16 protein-coding genes are annotated in these 16,858 nt (G+C 70.0%); 10 read left to right on the top strand and 6 right to left on the bottom strand.

Translation table 11 applies throughout. The features are described from left to right. Positions 1 to 3: 3 nt before the first annotated feature. Both ACIHIX_RS32945 and ACIHIX_RS32940 read right to left on the bottom strand, forming a co-directional pair. The gene (locus ACIHIX_RS32945; protein ID WP_399962634.1) at positions 4 to 258 is read right to left on the bottom strand and encodes a MoaD/ThiS family protein; all 255 of its coding nucleotides are present in this window, start codon (positions 256 to 258) and stop codon (positions 4 to 6) included. Between the two features lie 45 nt (positions 259 to 303). Then, positions 304 to 1,167 (bottom strand): alpha/beta hydrolase, encoded by an 864-nt coding sequence (locus ACIHIX_RS32940; protein ID WP_399962632.1) that lies wholly within the window; start codon positions 1,165 to 1,167, stop codon positions 304 to 306. Between the two features lie 118 nt (positions 1,168 to 1,285). Between ACIHIX_RS32940 and ACIHIX_RS32935 the strand changes: the two genes are divergently transcribed. The 9 genes from ACIHIX_RS32935 to ACIHIX_RS32895 all read left to right on the top strand — a co-directional run bounded on the left by ACIHIX_RS32935 (position 1,286) and on the right by ACIHIX_RS32895 (position 11,046). After that, a complete protein-coding gene (locus tag ACIHIX_RS32935; RefSeq protein ID WP_399962631.1) occupies positions 1,286 to 2,065 on the top strand; it encodes a winged-helix domain-containing protein in 780 nt (259 codons plus the stop codon). Positions 2,066 to 2,159: 94 nt separating this feature from the next. Beyond that, the gene (locus ACIHIX_RS32930; RefSeq protein WP_399962629.1) at positions 2,160 to 3,182 is read left to right on the top strand and encodes a LacI family DNA-binding transcriptional regulator; all 1,023 of its coding nucleotides are present in this window, start codon (positions 2,160 to 2,162) and stop codon (positions 3,180 to 3,182) included. A gap of 144 nt (positions 3,183 to 3,326) precedes the next feature. Next, a complete protein-coding gene (locus ACIHIX_RS32925) occupies positions 3,327 to 4,475 on the top strand; it encodes a S1C family serine protease (RefSeq protein ID WP_399962627.1) in 1,149 nt (382 codons plus the stop codon). A 26-nt stretch (positions 4,476 to 4,501) separates the two neighbouring features. Then, positions 4,502 to 4,672, top strand: a complete 171-nt coding sequence (locus ACIHIX_RS32920; RefSeq protein WP_399962625.1) for a hypothetical protein — start codon at positions 4,502 to 4,504, stop codon at positions 4,670 to 4,672. 103 nt (positions 4,673 to 4,775) lie between these two features. Next, positions 4,776 to 5,510 carry a response regulator transcription factor gene (locus ACIHIX_RS32915; protein ID WP_399962623.1) on the top strand — a complete coding sequence of 245 codons (735 nt, stop codon included), beginning with the start codon at positions 4,776 to 4,778 and terminating at the stop codon, positions 5,508 to 5,510. Further along, positions 5,507 to 6,964 (top strand): sensor histidine kinase, encoded by a 1,458-nt coding sequence (locus ACIHIX_RS32910; RefSeq protein ID WP_399962621.1) that lies wholly within the window; start codon positions 5,507 to 5,509, stop codon positions 6,962 to 6,964. Before ACIHIX_RS32915 ends, ACIHIX_RS32910 begins: the two co-directional genes overlap by 4 nt. Before the next feature lie 75 nt (positions 6,965 to 7,039). Next, positions 7,040 to 9,097, top strand: coding sequence for a pectinesterase family protein (locus ACIHIX_RS32905; protein ID WP_399962619.1), 2,058 nt, complete (start codon positions 7,040 to 7,042; stop codon positions 9,095 to 9,097). A 77-nt stretch (positions 9,098 to 9,174) separates the two neighbouring features. Then, entirely contained in the window at positions 9,175 to 10,116 is a 942-nt protein-coding gene (locus ACIHIX_RS32900) for an immunity 49 family protein (RefSeq protein WP_399962617.1), read from the top strand. Positions 10,117 to 10,326: 210 nt separating this feature from the next. Then, positions 10,327 to 11,046, top strand: coding sequence for a response regulator transcription factor (locus ACIHIX_RS32895; protein WP_399962615.1), 720 nt, complete (start codon positions 10,327 to 10,329; stop codon positions 11,044 to 11,046). Here ACIHIX_RS32895 and ACIHIX_RS32890 read toward each other — a convergent pair. The 3 genes from ACIHIX_RS32890 to ACIHIX_RS32880 all read right to left on the bottom strand — a co-directional run bounded on the left by ACIHIX_RS32890 (position 10,995) and on the right by ACIHIX_RS32880 (position 15,047). After that, positions 10,995 to 12,770, bottom strand: a complete 1,776-nt coding sequence (locus ACIHIX_RS32890; RefSeq protein ID WP_399962613.1) for an ABC transporter ATP-binding protein — start codon at positions 12,768 to 12,770, stop codon at positions 10,995 to 10,997. The genes ACIHIX_RS32895 and ACIHIX_RS32890 overlap by 52 nt on opposite strands. A gap of 74 nt (positions 12,771 to 12,844) precedes the next feature. Next, positions 12,845 to 12,991, bottom strand: coding sequence for a hypothetical protein (locus ACIHIX_RS32885; RefSeq protein ID WP_399962611.1), 147 nt, complete (start codon positions 12,989 to 12,991; stop codon positions 12,845 to 12,847). A gap of 250 nt (positions 12,992 to 13,241) precedes the next feature. Further along, positions 13,242 to 15,047 carry a bifunctional metallophosphatase/5'-nucleotidase gene (locus tag ACIHIX_RS32880; RefSeq protein WP_399962609.1) on the bottom strand — a complete coding sequence of 602 codons (1,806 nt, stop codon included), beginning with the start codon at positions 15,045 to 15,047 and terminating at the stop codon, positions 13,242 to 13,244. A 182-nt stretch (positions 15,048 to 15,229) separates the two neighbouring features. Here ACIHIX_RS32880 and mshD point away from each other — a divergent pair, with 182 nt between their 5' ends. Then, positions 15,230 to 16,156, top strand: coding sequence for a mycothiol synthase (mshD, locus tag ACIHIX_RS32875; protein WP_399962607.1), 927 nt, complete (start codon positions 15,230 to 15,232; stop codon positions 16,154 to 16,156). A 16-nt stretch (positions 16,157 to 16,172) separates the two neighbouring features. Here mshD and ACIHIX_RS32870 read toward each other — a convergent pair whose 3' ends face one another. Further along, positions 16,173 to 16,850, bottom strand: coding sequence for an ABC transporter (locus ACIHIX_RS32870; protein WP_399962605.1), 678 nt, complete (start codon positions 16,848 to 16,850; stop codon positions 16,173 to 16,175). Between the last annotated feature and the right edge of the window lie 8 nt (positions 16,851 to 16,858).

Below are 16,858 nucleotides of genomic sequence, written 5' to 3'. Positions count from 1 at the left end.
CGCTCACCCTCCTGCGAACGGCGGGAGCACCTCGACCGTGCCGCCGTCGGCCAGCCGTACCGTCTCATGTGCGCGGGTGCCCACGGGGTCACCGTCGATGAGGAACGAGCATCGCTGCAGCACGCGCGTGAGTTCACCGGGGTGTCGCTCGCGCACCGCGTCGAGCGCCTCGGCGAGGGTGACGGCGTCGTACGCCTCCTCGGCGACCCCGGCCGCGGCCTTCGCGGCGGCCCAGTAGCGCACCGTGACCTTTGGCATCTGCTTCCGCTGCTTCCTCACTCGACCGTGTTGAACACCGTCAGGCTAGCCGTCCTGTGAGACGGCCCAGTCCCCGATGCGCCGCAGCAGCTCGTCCGGGGCCGCGTTCTCGGCGTGGCCCATGCCGTGCTCCACCCAGAGTTCGGCGTGGCCGGGGGCGGCGTCGGCGAGCATGCGGGGGTGGTCGAGGGGGAAGTAGCCGTCGCGGTCGCCGTGGACGATGAGAAGAGGAGTGGGGGCGATCCTCGGGACGGCCGCCACGGGGGACAGCGGGACCGGGTCCCACTCCCGGTGGTGGATGCGGGTGCGGAATCCGTACCTCCCCACCAGCCGTCCGGCGGGCCGCGTTACCAGCCAGTGGAGCTTTCGCATAGGCGCCGTACCCCGGTAGTACCACCGGGCGGGAGCACTCACCGACACCACGGCGTCGGTGTGCGCACCCGTGCGCCCCTCGTGCTCATCTCGGTACAGCGCCGCATGCCGCAGCACCACGGAACCGCCCATCGAGAACCCCACGGTCACCACGCGCGCGTGCCCGAGGGAGCGCGCCCACTCCACCGCGGCGGCCAGATCGAGCACCTCGCGGTCGCCGACCGTCGAGGCCCCGCCGGAAGCCCCGTGGCCGCGGAAAGAGAACGTGACCACGGCCCCGTACTGCGTGAACGCCTCCACCACCCGGCGAACATGAAGACGATCCACATCGCCCGTGAAACCGTGCGCGACGACGAACACGAGGCCACGGGAGGGTGACGGGGAGCTGTCGTATACAACGGCCGGCGGATCGTATACGGAATCGATCGTCACGCCGTCGGCGGTGTACAGAAACGTCCGTATAGGTGTGCCTCTGTTCGTCTCAGAGTGCGGAATTGAGGTGGATCGCACCACACGACCTGCCGACTCCCTGTGCATGTGGGCTATTCTCCTGAACAGAGGACTCGGGCAATGCAGCCCCCGGGTCCTTTTGTGCTTTCGGATCACCTGTATACGAAAGCTACGACCTCGCCGGGACCGAGGAGGAACCAGCCGTATGAGTTCTCTGCTGCTCCTGACCAACGCACTCCAGCCGTCCACGGAGGTGCTTCCCGCCCTCGGCCTGCTCCTGCACAACGTGCGCGTGGCCCCGGCGGAAGGCCCCGCCCTCGTCGACACCCCCGGTGCCGACGTCATCCTCATCGACGGCCGGCGCGACCTCCCGCAGGTCCGCAGTCTGTGCCAGCTCCTGCGCTCCACCGGCCCTGGCTGTCCGCTGATCCTCGTCGTCACCGAGGGCGGCCTCGCCGCCGTCACCGCCGACTGGGGCATCGACGACGTCCTGCTCGACACCGCAGGACCGGCCGAGGTCGAGGCACGACTGCGCCTGGCCATGGGCCGGCAGCAGATCGTCAACGACGACTCCCCCATGGAGATCCGCAACGGCGACCTGTCGGTCGACGAGGCGACGTACTCCGCCAAGCTCAAGGGCCGGGTCCTGGACCTGACCTTCAAGGAGTTCGAGCTCCTCAAATACCTGGCCCAGCACCCGGGCCGTGTCTTCACGCGCGCGCAGCTGCTCCAGGAGGTCTGGGGCTACGACTACTTCGGTGGCACCCGGACCGTGGACGTGCACGTACGACGGCTGCGCGCCAAGCTCGGGCCCGAGCACGAGTCGCTGATCGGAACCGTCCGGAACGTCGGTTATCGATTCGTTACGCCGGAGAAGGGCGAGCGCGCGACGGACGACGCCAAGGCCAGGAGCGACCGGTCAAAGGCGGAGGATGCGGACGAGACGGCCGCTCTGGACGCCGCCGAGGTCAACGTCGACGTCTGACGGGGTCCGGCATGCTCAGGGGTCGCTCAGGCGGAGCACAGGGAAGACGGCGTACGCCCTGCCCAGAGCGGGTCCATCCGCGTAGACTCCGCGCGTGGCCAAGGTGACTCGAGATGACGTGGCGCGGCTGGCAGGGACGTCGACTGCCGTCGTCAGTTACGTCATCAACAACGGACCCCGGCCGGTCGCCCCGGCCACGCGCGAGCGTGTTCTCGCCGCGATCAAGGAGCTGGGGTACCGGCCCGACCGGGTCGCCCAGGCGATGGCGTCCCGCCGGACGGACCTCATAGGCCTGATCATCCCGGATGCCCGTCAGCCCTTCTTCGGCGAGATGGCGCACGCGGTCGAACAGGCCGCGGCCGAGCGCGGAAAGATGGTCCTGGTCGGCAACACCGACTATGTCGCCGAGCGCGAGACCCACTATCTGCGGGCCTTCCTCGGGATGCGGGTCTCCGGCCTGATCCTCGTCAGCCATGCCCTGAACGACCTGGCCGCCGCCGAGATCGAGGCCTGGGACGCGCGCGTGGTGCTGCTGCACGAGCGGCCCGAGGCGATCGACGACGTCGCCGTCGTCCTCGACGACCTCACCGGCGCGAAGGCGGCCGTCGAGCATCTGCTGGGCCACGGCCACCCCTACGTCGCCTGTATGGGCGGCACCGCCGACACCCCCTCCGTCGGCGACCCGGTCTCCGACCACGTCGAGGGCTGGCGGCGCGCGATGGAGGACGCCGGTCTCCCCACCGAGGGACGGCTGTTCGAGGCGCCGTACAACCGCTACGACGCCTACCAGGTGGCGCTGGAACTGCTGTCGGGGCCCAACCGTCCCCCCGCGATCTTCTGCTCCACCGACGACCAGGCCATCGGTCTGCTGCGGGCGGCGCGCGAGCTGCGCATCGACGTGCCGGGCGAGCTGGCGGTCATCGGCTTCGACGACATCAAGGAAGCCGCGCTCGCGGATCCGCCGATGACAACGATCGCATCGGACCGCTCCGCGATGGCGCGGGCCGCGGTGGACCTCGTCCTGGACGACGGGCTGCGGGTGGCGGGGTCGCGGCGGGAGCGGTTGAAGGTGTTCCCGTCGAAGCTGGTCGTACGCCGGTCCTGCGGCTGCGAATGAGACCGCGCCGGGCCCTTTGTTAAGCCTCTCTGAGAGGCCGCTCCATAGCGCCGGTTCCGGCTTTATATCGGGCAAACAAGGTTCTGGCGGCGTTCTCAGGGAGCACTCAGGGAGCTCTCATGGTCGGGCGACAAGCTCAGTGTCATGACCGAGAGCTTCCGCCGCGACGGCGAGTACGAGCAGTACGCGAACCCCTACCAGGGCGCCCAGCAGCACGCCTCCTCCCCCGTCAACCCCGAGTGGCCGGCCCCGCCGACCCAGCCCCCCGCGCCGCAGCCGGTGACGGTGGAGCCGGGGACCACGGTGTGGCCGGCGCAGACTCAGGTCGCCGGCGGTGACGGCGACGGCGGCGGTACCGCTGTCCTGACGGCGGTGGCGGCGGAGCCGGTGGCTCCCACGCCCTCGCCCTCGCAGAAGAAGCGCGCCCGCGGTCCCTTCGCCCTCCTGGCCGCCGTCGCGATCGTCGCCGCGGCGATCGGCGGCGGTACGGCGTACGGCATCCAGGAACTGACCGGCAACGACACGGTCACCTCCAGCAGCACCAGCACCAACGTGGTGCCGTCCGCCGACAAGGGCACGGTCTCCGGGGTCGCCAAGGCGGTCAGCCCGAGCATCGTCGAGATCAACGCGACGCTCAGCAACGGCTCCTCCACCGGCTCCGGCGTGATCATCACCAGCGACGGCGAGATCATCACCAACAACCACGTCATCTCCGGCGCCACCTCGATCAAGGTCTCGACGAGCGACGGCAAGGAGTACACGGCCAAGGTCGTCGGCACCGACAGCGCCAAGGACCTCGCCCTGATCAAGCTGGAGAACGCCTCCGGCCTCACCACCGCGACCCTCGGCAACTCCGACGGCGTCCAGGTCGGCGACACGGTCGTGGCGATCGGCTCGCCCGAGGGCCTCACCGGCACGGTGACCAGCGGCATCGTCTCCGCCCTGAACCGTGACGTGACCGTCTCGACGGACGAGAGCCAGGGTCAGCAGCAACAGCAGCAGGGCGGCGGGTGGCCGTTCGAGTTCGGCGGCCAGCAGTTCAACGGCGACACGGGTTCCTCGACGACCACGTACAAGGCCCTCCAGACGGACGCCTCGCTGAACCCCGGCAACTCCGGCGGCGCGCTGATCGACATGAACGGCAACATCATCGGCATCAACTCGGCGATGTACTCGGCCGCGGACTCCACGTCCTCCTCCAGCGCCGGCAGCGTCGGCCTCGGCTTCGCCATCCCGATCAACACCGTCAAGGCCGACCTCGCGAAGCTGCGGGCCGGCGGCACCGACAGCTGAACCACTGAGCGCGTAGGGAGTACGTCATGATCAAGCAGGTTTCCCACACGGTGGCCGGCCACGACCCGGCCGGATTCACGCTGGCCCTCGAAGTGGCGTACGAACTGCACGCGCCGACGGCTCCCGCGGTCCGGGCCCCCGAGATCTCGACGGCGGCCGCCCGCCGCACGGCCCGGCGCCGCCGGGTGCGCGCCTGACGCACCTGCCGCGCCTGACCCGCCCCGTGCTTGACCCGACCTCCGGCAGACATGCGACGCTGAAGGCGCCCACGTCCCACCGCACCCCGAGGAACCGCGAGCGATGAGCCCCGCCGATGGCGACCGTGACCCCCAGCGCATCCTGATCGTCGACGACGAGCCGGCCGTGCGCGAAGCACTCCAGCGCAGCCTCGCCTTCGAGGGCTACGACACGGAGGTCGCGGTCGACGGCGCGGACGCGCTGGAGAAGGCGACCGCGTACCAGCCCGACCTCGTCGTCCTCGACATCCAGATGCCCCGCATGGACGGCCTGACCGCCGCCCGCCGGATGCGCGGCGCGGGCACCACCACGCCGATCCTGATGCTGACGGCGCGGGACACGGTCGGCGACCGGGTGACCGGCCTGGACGCGGGCGCCGACGACTACCTGGTCAAGCCGTTCGAGCTGGACGAGCTGTTCGCGCGCGTCCGTGCGTTGCTGCGGCGCAGCTCGTACGCGGCGGCCGGGGCCGGGGCCGTGCCGGAGGACGAGGCGCTGACCTTCGCGGACCTCCGCATGGACCTGGCGACGCGGGAAGTCACCCGGGCCGGGCGCCCGGTGGAGCTGACCCGCACGGAGTTCACGCTGCTGGAGATGTTCATGGCGCACCCGCGCCAGGTCCTGACCCGGGAGCAGATCCTGAAGGCGGTCTGGGGCTTCGACTTCGAGCCGTCGTCGAACTCCCTCGACGTGTACGTCATGTACCTGCGCCGCAAGACCGAGGCGGGCGGCGAGCCCCGCCTCGTGCACACGGTACGGGGCGTGGGGTACGTACTCCGACAGGGCGGCGCGGAGTGAGAAGGGTTCTGCGCCGGTTCCAGACCCTGCCGATCCGGGCACGGCTGTCGCTGCTGGTGGCTGCGGCGGTGGCGTTCGCGGTGGCGGCGGTTTCGGTGACGTGCTGGTTCATCGTGCAGGGGAAGTTGTACGACCAGCTGGACAATGACCTGCAGCGGGGCATAGGCGGTCCCGCGCAGCTCAAGCAGATCAGTCAGGCCCAGTCCGCCCTCGACAACTGCTCCAAGACTCCGCAGAGCACCCCCTTCTCCCGCGGCGACTACACACAAGTGGTGACGGAGGGCGGCAAGGTCTGTGTCGTCAACGACTCGGCGGGCGCGATCAAGGTGACCCAGGCCGACAAGAACGTGATCGCACGGGCGGAGCCCAATCACGTCTACTTCCGGAACGGCACCGCCGAGGACGGCACCGCGGTGCGGGTGATGACGCGCTATCTGAGCGGCACCACGACCACCGCTACGGGAGAGGCCGGCCCCGACATCGGGATCAGCGTCGCTGTCCCCCTGAAAGGCACCCAGAACACCCTCAACGACCTCGCCCTCGTCCTCCTCCTCGTCTCCGGCATCGGAGTCCTCGGCGCTGGAGCCGCCGGCCTCGCCGTGGCCCGCGCGGGGCTCCGTCCCGTCGACAAGCTCACCGAGGCCGTCGAACACGTGGCCCGTACCGAGGACCTGAGTGTCCGTATCCCCGTCCGGGACGACGCCGAGGACGAAGTCGCCCGGCTCTCGCGGTCGTTCAACTCGATGACGACCTCCCTCGCCAACTCCCGCGACCTCCAGCAGCAGCTCATCGCCGACGCCGGGCATGAGCTCCGTACGCCGCTCACCTCCCTGCGGACCAACATCGAGCTTCTCACCCGGAGTGAGGAGACGGGGCGGCCCATCCCGGAGGCGGATCGCAAGGCGCTGCTCGCGTCCGTGAAGGCGCAGATGACCGAACTGGCCGCGCTCATCGGTGACTTGCAGGAGCTGTCCAGGTCCGAGGGCCAGCGGGGCGAGCGCGTGCAGGTCGTGTCGCTGGAGGACACCGTCGAGTCGGCGCTGCGCCGGGCCCGGCTCCGTGGGCCGGAGTTGACGATCAACGCCCATCTGGAACCCTGGTACGCCCGTGCGGAGCCCGCTGCTCTGGAGCGCGCGGTCGTCAACATCCTCGACAACGCCGTGAAGTTCAGCCCCGAGGGCGGCACGATCGACGTACGACTGGACGGCGGCGTCCTCACCGTCCGCGACCACGGCCCCGGCATCCCCGCCGAGGAACTCCCGCACGTCTTCGACCGCTTCTGGCGCTCCCCCAGCGCCCGCGCCCTCCCCGGCTCGGGGCTCGGCCTGTCCATCGTCGCCCGCACCGTGGAGCAGTCCGGCGGCCAGGTGACCCTGGGGCACGCGGACGGCGGCGGCACGATCGCGACCGTACGGCTGCCGGGGGCTCCGACGCCTCCGCCGGAAACGGTCTGACCGTACCGGCAACCTTTCCGGCGCGCGCGGCAACCACGTTCCGTCCCGCACCCCCACGGAACGGAAGCCGTACGGATGACCGACACCCGCAGCAAGCCCCGCCATCGCCGGCGCAAGACCGCTCTTGTCGTCGGCGCCCCCCTCGCCCTGACGGCGGCCGGTGTTCTCGCCTACAGCCCCGTCTTCGGTGACGACGCCGAGAACGCCGCGTCCGCCGCCACCGCCGCCGCGCCCGCCTGGGCCACCGCCACCGCCGACGGCTTCGCCTCGGTCAACGCCCTGGGACAGAACGGCACCTACGGCGGCCGGGACGGCCAGATCGTCACCGTGAAGACGCCGGCCGACCTGGAGAAGTACGCGACGGCCGCCGAGCCGTACGTCATCGTCGTCGCCGCCACCATCAACATGGACCCGGTCGGCAAAGAGATCAAGGTGCAGTCCAACAAGACCATCGTCGGCTCCGGGACCTCCGGGCACATCGTCGGCGGTGGGTTCTTCCTCGGCAGCGGCGTCCACAACGTCATCATCCGGAACCTGACCATCCGGGACGCCTATCAGGGCGTCTGGAACGACAAGGAGCATGACTTCGACGGCATCCAGATGGATGGCGCGCATCATGTCTGGATCGATCACAACGACCTGCGGCACATGGCCGACGGGCTCATCGACGTACGGAAAGACAGCACGTACGTGACCGTCTCCTGGAACAAGATGAGCCAGGACAACAAGGCGTTCGGCATCGGGTGGACCGACAACGTCGTCACCGACATCACCATCCACCACAACTGGATCCGGGAGACCGAGCAGCGCAACCCGTCCACGGACAACGCCGCGCACGCCCACCTCTACAACAACTTCCTGGAGGACGTCGCGGGCACCGACATCACGTCGTCGTACGGGAACTACTCGCGCGGCGCCACCAAGATGGTGCTGGAGAACTCCTACTTCCAGGGCATCAACAACCCCGTCATCAAGGACAGCACCGCCACCGTCGTCCAGAAGGGCAACACCTTCGTCGGGACGAGCGGGAGGAACGAGAGCGGGGGTACCGCCTTCGACCCGAAGAGCTACTACGCCTACACGCTCGACGCGACGGCCAATGTGCCCTCGCTCCTCAAGTCCGGGGCCGGGCCGAGGAGTTCGATCGGCACCACCGCGTCCACCCTGGCCGCCGCTGCCACCACCCTCACCGTCGCCAAGGACGGCTCCGGGCAGTACACGACCGTGCAGGCCGCGGTGAACGCCGTACCGGCCAACAACGCCTCGCGGGTCGTCATCCAGGTGAAGCCGGGGACGTACCGCGAACTGGTGAAGGTGCCGTCCAACAAGCCGCACGTCACCATCCAGGGCACGGGCGGCAGCCGTAAGGACACGGTGATCGTCTACAACAACGCCTCGGGGACGCCGAAGCCGGACGGCTCGGGGACCTACGGCACCGGCGGCAGCGCCACCGTCGCCGTCGAGGCCGATGACTTCCAGGCGCGCAACCTGACCATCTCCAACGACTTCGACGAGGCCGCCCACACCGACATCGCCCAGCAGGCCGTCGCCCTGCGTACCAGCGCCGACAAGGTGTTCCTGGACGGGGTCATCGTCAGCGGCGACCAGGACACGCTGCTGGTGGACACGGCCGCCAAGGACAAGCTGGGCCGGGTCTACCTGACCAACTCCTACGTCATCGGCAACGTCGACTTCATCTTCGGGCGCGCCACCGCGGTGATCGACAAGTCCGTCATCACGCTGAAGAAGCGCTACAACGGCACCTCCGCCGGCTATGTCACCGCCCCCAGCACGGCCGCCGACCGCAAGGGCTTCCTGATCGCCAACTCCACGGTCAACGGCGATGTCTCGGCCGCGAGCTTCTACCTCGGCCGCCCCTGGCACGCCGGTGGTGACACGACCCTCGACCCGCAGACGACCGTCCGCAACACCAGTCTGAGCGCGGCGATCAAATCGGCCCCGTGGACCGACATGAGCGGCTTCTCCTGGAAGGACGACCGGTTCGCCGAGTACAGGAACACGGGCGCCGGATCGGGTGCAGCGAGCGGCGACCGGCCCCAGCTGACCGACGCGCAGGCCGCGAACCAGGAGGTCGCGGACTGGCTGGGCGACTGGACGCCGACGGCTTCCTGACGCCGGGCACCGGCACTGTCGGTGCCCGTTGATAACGTGCCTCGTCCAGTCAGCACCTGTGTGAAGGGACGGGGCACGTGCAGGACGTGACATGCCATCAGGTCAGTGAGCAGCGGTTGGCCGAGGCGCTCGACGACATCCACGGGCGGGCGTACTCGCGCTGGCACTCCCTGCGGTACGGCAGCATCTCGCCGGCCCTGATACAGGCCATGGCGGACGAGCTCCTCGACCATGTCGCCGCCCGCGCGAGCACGGAACCGGGGCTCGACGAGCAGGCGCGCGCGGTCGCCGTCACCGCGGCGGAGTGTGTGCACGGAGTGCTGAGCGTCCTGTGCTTCCCGGGCGGGGACCAGGAGATCCGGTTCCCCCTCATCAGGGAACGGATCAGCACGGACCCCGACGACGACGAATTCGGCGACGGACCCCTCACCTTCCGGGATGTCGTCAAGGAGGCACCCACCGCGCGGACCTGGCTCGACATGTTCGAGGTGTGTGTCGTCAGCGGGCTCGTGCGGGACCGGGACCGGGTCACCGGTCTGCTGCTGCGGGGCGACTACGCACCCGCCATCCGTGACGGCGTCCCCTACAACCCGTACCCCTCCGTCTCCGCGCCCGCCGACCTCGCCGCCATGGACGCGCTCTGCCTCTATCTCACCGAGGCGGCCGGGCATCTGCCCCGCGACTGGCCGGCCGTCACGCTGCGCAAGCCCGAGGCCGGTGAGCGCGCGGAGGCCGCCCGGCGGCTGGACGAGACCGGCGACTCACTGAGCGCCGACCAGCGGCTGCTGCGCGTACTTCTCGACGACGACCAGGACTCCTTCGAGCAGGCTCTCGCGGCCCGGCTGACCGCCTACCGGGAGGGCGTCGAGGCCGATGCGGGTGATCCCGCGCCCCGTTCCCTCCTCCCCCTCGGCATCCTCGCGCCGGCCTGCCTCGCCGTCCAGGTCCATGGCTGGGAGCTCGGTGTCCGGTCCGGCTATCTGCCGCAGGGGCTGCTGGCGGCGGCGGCTCGGGTGTGACCTTGCGGGAACGCCGGGCTGGGTCGCGGTGCTCCTGATAGCCGTCCTGATGGCCGTCGTGGGAGCGGTGCGGGCCCGGAAGTGGGCGTGGCACGACATCCAGGAGACGCCCTGCGCCCCCGCCGGCCCCGCCGGTGTCGTCCCGAGCCTTAAAGCCCACGCTCATCGCGTTGCCAGCTCCGCCACAGGCTCTCGTCACACCGTGTTCGGATGGCGCGGAAGATTCTGCTGGCCGACGACGACGAGGCCGTGCGAGAAGGGCTCGGGCTGCTGCTGCGGTTCGAGGGGTACGAGACCGTCCTCGCCGGGGACGGGCGCAGTGCCCTGGAACTCATGGCGGCCGGCCCGGACCTGGTGCTGATGGACGTCACCATGCCCGAGCTCGACGGGCTGGCCGCCACCCGCCGTATCCGGGCCTCCGGGTCCACCGTCCCGATCCTGATGATCACCGGACGGGCCGCGGTCGGCGACCGCATCGTCGCCCTCGACAACGGCGCCGACGACTATCTCGCCAAACCCTTCGACGCCGAGGAACTCCTCGCCCGGGTCAGGGCGTTGCTGCGCCGCAGCCGGCCGCGTGTGGTGCCGCCGCAACCCAGTGAACAGCTGTCGTTCCAGGACATCGCCATCGATCTGCGTACCCGTGCCGTCACCCGCGGCGGCCGTCCCCTCGACCTCACCCGGACCGAGTACGCGCTGCTCGCCTACCTCATGCGGCATCCGGCCAAGGTGCTCAGCCGGGCGCAGATCCACAAGGAGGTGTGGGGCTTCGACTTCGAGCCCGCCTCCAACACCCTGGACGTGTACGTCATGTATCTGCGGCGCAAGCTGGAGAGCCGCGGCGAACCGCGGCTCATCCAGACCGTGCGGGGGCTGGGCTACACGCTCAGGAGCCCGGCGGGGGTACCGGTCGGCCGCACCTCCCGCTGACCGGCGTACGCCAGGCGCGCGTACGTCCCGCCGCGCCGGACGAGTTCGTCGTGCGTCCCCTCCTCCACCAGCCGTCCGCCGTCCACGACGAGGATGCGGTCGGCGTCGGGGGCGAGGCTCAGATCGTGCGTGATCATGAGGGTCGTGCGGCCGGACGTCAGATGGCGCAGCGGCTGGACGATCCGCCGCGCGGCCATCGCGTCCAGGCCGGCCGTCGGCTCGTCGAGGATCAGGACGGGTGCGGCGCGCAGGATCGCGCGGGCGATGGCGATGCGCTTGAGCTGGCCGCCGGAGAGGGCGGCGGTGCCGGGGGCGATGACGGTGTCGTAGCCGCCCGGGAGTTCGGTGACGAAGGTGTGGGCGGCGGCGGCCGCGGCGGCCCTCTCGATCTCCTCCTGGTTCGCCCCGGGCCGCCCGCAGGCGATGTTCTCCCGGATGGTGCCGTGCAGGATCAGCGTCTCCTGCGGGAGCAGGGCGATGTTCTCGCGCAGGAACGCGAGCGGTACGTCCGTCAGCGGGACGCCGTCCAGGCAGAGCACGCCGGACGAGGGGTCGTAGAAGCGGAGCAGCAGCTTGGCGAGGGTGGACTTGCCGGCGCCGCTCGGGCCGGTGACGAGGACGAGTTCGCCGGGGGCGGCGGTGAAGGTGACGTCGGTGAGCGACTCCGTGCCGGCACCCGGGTAGCCGAAGCTCGCGCCGTGGACGCTGACCCACCCGCGCACCGGCCACTCCCGTACGGGTTCGGCGGGGTCGGTGACGGCGGGCTCGGCGTCGAGGATCTCGTTGAGGCGCTGGGCGCCGGCGGTGGCGGCGGTGAGGGTGAGGCCGAGCTGGCCGAGGTTGCGGACGGGCGGGTAGAGGTAGCCGATGAAGGCGGCGAAGGCGAGAAGCTGACCGAGGGACATGCGGTCGGCGGAGATCTCCCACACGCCGAGCCCGATGACGGCGAGGACGCAGACCGTCTCCACGACCTCGACGAACTGCTCGTACATCTCGCTGAGCCGGGCCCCGCGCACACTGGCCCGCATCCAGGCCCTGGCCTCCCGGTCGAGCCGCTTCTCCTCGTCCTTGTACCGGTTGTAGGCCTGGGTGAGGACCACGTTGCCGAGCGACTCCTCCACCACCGAGGTGATCGCGCCGTCGGCGACGCGCTCGTCCTGGGACGCGCTTTTGACGCGCCCGGCGAAGCGGCGGGCGGCGAACAGGAACAGCGGCGCGAGGACGAAGGTGGCGAGGGCCAGGTCCCAGCGGAGCCAGAGGGCTGCACAGGAGTAGAAGACCGCCGAGAAGGCAGCGGAGACGGTACCGACGACCCCGGACACGACCAGCTGCTCGATGGCCTCCACGTCACCGGTCAGCCGCTCGACGAGATCCCCTTGCCGGTGCCGCTGGAAGAAATGCGGCGGCAGTTCCTGCACATGCCGGAACACCTTCGCCCGCAGCCGGAGCACGAATCTCTCGGCGGTCCAGGTGGCGAGGGAGTTGCCGAGGTAGCCGACGAGCGCACCGAGCGCCGCGACGGCGAGCCAGGCACCGGCCGGACCCCAGAAAGCGGCGAGCGAACCGGCCTTGAGAGCGGTGTCGGTCAGCTGCGCGAACAACAGAATGGAAGCGGTCTCGGCGAGCGCCGACACCACGACACACGCGATGATCGCCAGCAGCCACTTGCGGTCGCCGCGGGTGAGCGGCCAGAACCGGTGGAAGGCCGCACGGACCTCTTTCATCGTCCCTCCCTTCGGACATACCCGAGGCGGGGCCACCGAGTCCCTGTCGGTGGCCCCGCCTCGTCATTCGGGTGTCAGCAGCCCTTGCCACTCTTGTTGCCGACCGGGCGACGCTGCGAAGTGGCAGCGGCCTTCTTCTGCTGAGGGGCCTTCTTCTTCGGCGCCGGGGCGGCGGGCTTGGTGTTCTTCTTGGCGACGGGGGCAATCTTGTGGAAGCTCATGGAATTCTCCTCGGTGATTATCAGGTGCGGATAACGGCGATTTCTCCGTCGCCGTTCGGTTTCGACATGGAAAACATTACGGGACCTCGAACCCGGAAAAAGCCAATTCCTCTTAGACCTCGATGAATTGCAGCTAAGACAAGTTTTCAGGAGTAACCCGGAACCAAACCTCTCCTCACACAGGTTTTAATACGCGAAGAGGCGGCCGCGTCGATACGACGCGACCGCCTCTTCTCCTGCCCCCGAGGGGTTACTGCGTGATCGTGATCCGGTTCGTCACCGGCGGGGCGATCGGGTTCGTGGCCGAGGAGTTGGCCGTGAGGTACTGCTCCAGGGCCGCCAGGTCGTCCGTGCCGACGAGGTCGTTGGTGCCCTGGCCCAGGGTGGTGATGCCGTCGCCGCCGCCCGCGAGGAAGCTGTTGGTGGCGACACGGTAGGTGGCCGTCGGGTCGAGGGCGACTCCGCCCAGCTTGATGGAGTCGACGACGATCCGGTCCGCGCCCGTCTTCGTCAGGTCCAGGGTGTAGGTGAGACCCGAGGACGGCTGGAGGATCTTCGGGGAGGCCGCGTTGGAGCCGCTGACCTGCTCCTGGAGGACCTTGACCAGCTGGGCGCCGGTGAAGTCCTGGAGGTTCACCGTGTTGGAGAACGGCTGGACCGTGAAGCCCTCGGCGTAGGTGACGACTCCGTCGCCTTCCGTGCCCTTCTGCGCGTACGTCAGCCCGGCGCGCACACCGCCCGGGTTCATCAGCGCGAGGTCGGTCTCCGGGTCGAGTGTCTTGCCGTACGCCAGTTGCGCGTCGGCGATCAGGTCGCCCATCGGGGACTCGGTGCCGGTGCTCGGGATGTCGGCGGAGATGTAGCCGATCGCGCGGTTGCCGATGGGCGCCGCGAGGGTGTTCCACTTGCCGATCAGCTCGGTCATGTCCGGCGCCTTGGCGACGGTCCGGGTGACCACGTGGTTCGCCGACTTCACCGACGTACGGGCGATGTCGCCCGTCCAACGGTCGTACGTCAGCGTCGTGTCCGTGTAGAGACGGCCGAAGGAGGCGGCCGAGGTGACCGTACGCGGGTTGCCCGCCGGGTCGTTGATGGTGCAGGCGTACGCGGCGTGGGTGTGACCCGTCACCAGCGCGTCGACCTGCGGGGTGATGTTCTTGGCGATGTCCACGATCGGGCCGGAGATGCCGTCGCCTGCGCCCGGGGAGTCGCAGTTGTAGTTGTACGACCCGGAGGCCGGCGCGCCACCCTCGTGGATGAGGGCCACGATCGACTTCACGCCCTGGCGCTGGAGCTCCTTGGCGTACTTGTTGATCGTCTCGACCTCGTCCTTGAACTTCAGGCCCTTGACGCCCTCGGCGGAGACGACGCCGGGGGTGTCCTCCAGGGTGACGCCGATGAAGCCGACCTTGATGCCGTTCTTCTGCCAGACGTAGTACGGCTTGAGGATCGGCTTGTTGGTCTTCTCGTTCAGGACGTTCGCCGCGAGGTACGGGAAGTCGGCGCCCTCGAACTCCTCGTCCGTGTAGCAGCCGGCCGTCGGGTGGCAGCCGCCCTTCTGGAGGCGGGCCAGTTCCCTGGCGCCCTCGTCGAACTCGTGGTTGCCGACCGAGGTGACGTCCAGGTCCAGCTTGTTGAGCGCCTCGATGGTGGGCTCGTCGTGGAAGAGACCCGAGATCAGCGGGGAGGCGCCGACCATGTCGCCACCGGCCGCGGTGATGGAGTACTTGTTGCCCGCCCGGGCCTCGCGCAGATGGGTCGCCAGGTACTCGACACCACCGGCGTCGATGGTCTTGGTGGTGCCGTCCGCCTGGAGCTCGGTGACCCGGCCGGAGGAACCGGACGGCGGCTCCAGGTTGCCGTGCAGGTCGTTGAAGGACAGCAGCTGGACGTCCTGGTAACGACTGGGCGCCTTACCCGGTTTACCCGATTCGACCGGGGCGGCCGACGAGGGCAGCGCGGCGGCGAGGGCACCGGCGGTGGCGAGACCGGCGGCTGCGGCGAGCAGTCGGACGGTCCGTCTGCGGCGGTGGTGCGGCTGGGATATGGCTGGCATACGCCCCCCTGTGGGTCGTCTGAGCAAGTGGGCCCCGTCCGGCGCAGCCTAAAGTCAACGCGCGTAGCGCGACAGGGGTTTCTTGGTTACATCCTGGTTTCCCTTTGCCCTCTCCTTTGCAGGCACTTTGCGGGGTTTACGGTGCCGCCACTTTGCGCGCTCTCCCCCGTACCCTCGTACGCATGACCAGCGACGACACCGTGCGGCCCGGCAGCACTCGCTCCATCCAGAACCACGCGGCGCTCTCCCCGGACCAGACCGACGCCGTCCTCGCGCTCCTCGCGGAGGCCGCCCGCACCGACGGCCAGCAGGCGGTCTCGGAGCAGGGCCGGTTGCAACTGCGCGGTGGCGCCCGCGAGGGCGTGGACCATCTGCTGCTGACCGTCGACGACGAACTCATCGGCTACGCCCAGCTGGAGGACACCGACCCCGTGGAGGCCCCGGCCGCCGAGCTGGTCGTCCACCCCGCGCACCGCGGTCGCGGACACGGCCGGGCCCTCGGCTCCGCCCTGCTCGCCGCCTCCGGCAAGCGGCTGCGGGTGTGGGCCCACGGCGGCCACTCCGCCGCCCGGCATCTCGCGCAGGTCCTCGGGCTGACCCTGTTCCGTGAACTACGGCAGATGCGGCGGTCCCTGACCGACCTGGACCTGCCCGACCCGGTGCTGCCGGACGGTGTGACGGTGCGGTCCTTCGTCCCCGGCACCGATGACGCCGCCTGGCTCGCCGTGAACTCCGCCGCGTTCGCCCACCATCCCGAGCAGGGCTCGCTCGGCCAGCGCGACCTCGACGACCGGATGGCCGAGCCCTGGTTCGACCCCGCCGGCTTCTTCCTCGCCTTCCGCGGCGACGAACTCGTCGGCTTCCACTGGACGAAGGTCCACGCGGCGGAGCGGCTGGGTGAGGTGTATGTGCTGGGGGTGAAGCCGGGCGTCCAGGGCGGCGGCCTCGGCAAGTCCCTCACCACCATCGGGTTGCGCCATCTCGCCGGGCAGGGGCTGCCGACGGCGATGCTCTACGTCGACGCGGACAACAAGGCGGCGGTGTCGGTGTACGAGCGGCTGGGGTTCGTGACCCATGAGACGGACCTGATGTACCGCACGGAGACGTGAGTCAGGGCAGGGACCTTCACGCCCTGACCGGGCGCAAGGACACTCTCCGCTTCAGCGGCTCCGGCCCGCACACCCCCCACACCAGCACCGCGCCGGCCAGCACCATCCCCCACCGGTCGTGCGCCGCCGCCCATCTCGGGTCCTCCGTCCCCACGAACAGTGCCCATCGCTCCGGACAGAGCAGCAGCCCGAGCACGGCAGTCGTCAGCATCGCGCCGGCCACCGCCTGCCCCGGCTCCGCCGCCTGGGTGCAGCGGATGGCCGCCGCCGACGCCGCGAGCGCCAGCGCGAAGGCCGCGCCCGCCTCCAGGGTCACGTCACCCACGGGCGGCCGTATGTCCTCCGGCACGAGCAGGACCGCCGCCGACCACCACATCGCGGTGACCGGCGCGACGAGCGCCAGCCGCAGGGCGTGCCGGACGGGTCTGCGGGTCGGCACCGCGGCCGTGGTGTGCCGGGCCGGGTCGTCCAGCAGGAAGCCCAGGCCCAGGGCGAAGGCGAGCGCGGCGGCCCGCAGGAGGTTCAGCGCCAGGAACTCGTCGGCCTCCTCCGTCAGCCGCGCCATCGAGACGATCAGCAGCCCCACGGCTCCGGCGGCACCGAGCGCCCGCCAGGGAAGGGTGCGCAGGGCGGGAACCAACAGCGCGCCGATCAGCCGCACCTGCCCACCCCCGGCGTCCCCCGGAACCGGCACCACCGGCC

The sequence above is a fragment of the Streptomyces sp. NPDC051913 genome, assembly GCF_044593635.1.
GTDB lineage: Bacteria > Actinomycetota > Actinomycetes > Streptomycetales > Streptomycetaceae > Streptomyces.
The sequence above is the reverse complement of the archived record's forward strand: the minus strand, read 5'-3'. Positions and strand labels throughout refer to the sequence as shown.

Coding starts and splice junctions, on each gene's coding strand:
- ACIHIX_RS32945 (WP_399962634.1), bottom strand. CDS start 258: ATGCCAAAGGTCACGGTGCGCTACTGGGCCGCCGCGAAGGCCGCGGCC.
- ACIHIX_RS32940 (WP_399962632.1), bottom strand. CDS start 1,167: ATGCACAGGGAGTCGGCAGGTCGTGTGGTGCGATCCACCTCAATTCCG.
- ACIHIX_RS32935 (WP_399962631.1), top strand. CDS start 1,286: ATGAGTTCTCTGCTGCTCCTGACCAACGCACTCCAGCCGTCCACGGAG.
- ACIHIX_RS32925 (WP_399962627.1), top strand. CDS start 3,327: ATGACCGAGAGCTTCCGCCGCGACGGCGAGTACGAGCAGTACGCGAAC.
- ACIHIX_RS32920 (WP_399962625.1), top strand. CDS start 4,502: ATGATCAAGCAGGTTTCCCACACGGTGGCCGGCCACGACCCGGCCGGA.
- ACIHIX_RS32915 (WP_399962623.1), top strand. CDS start 4,776: ATGAGCCCCGCCGATGGCGACCGTGACCCCCAGCGCATCCTGATCGTC.
- ACIHIX_RS32905 (WP_399962619.1), top strand. CDS start 7,040: ATGACCGACACCCGCAGCAAGCCCCGCCATCGCCGGCGCAAGACCGCT.
- ACIHIX_RS32895 (WP_399962615.1), top strand. CDS start 10,327: ATGGCGCGGAAGATTCTGCTGGCCGACGACGACGAGGCCGTGCGAGAA.
- ACIHIX_RS32890 (WP_399962613.1), bottom strand. CDS start 12,770: ATGAAAGAGGTCCGTGCGGCCTTCCACCGGTTCTGGCCGCTCACCCGC.
- ACIHIX_RS32885 (WP_399962611.1), bottom strand. CDS start 12,991: ATGAGCTTCCACAAGATTGCCCCCGTCGCCAAGAAGAACACCAAGCCC.
- ACIHIX_RS32880 (WP_399962609.1), bottom strand. CDS start 15,047: ATGCCAGCCATATCCCAGCCGCACCACCGCCGCAGACGGACCGTCCGA.
- mshD (WP_399962607.1), top strand. CDS start 15,230: ATGACCAGCGACGACACCGTGCGGCCCGGCAGCACTCGCTCCATCCAG.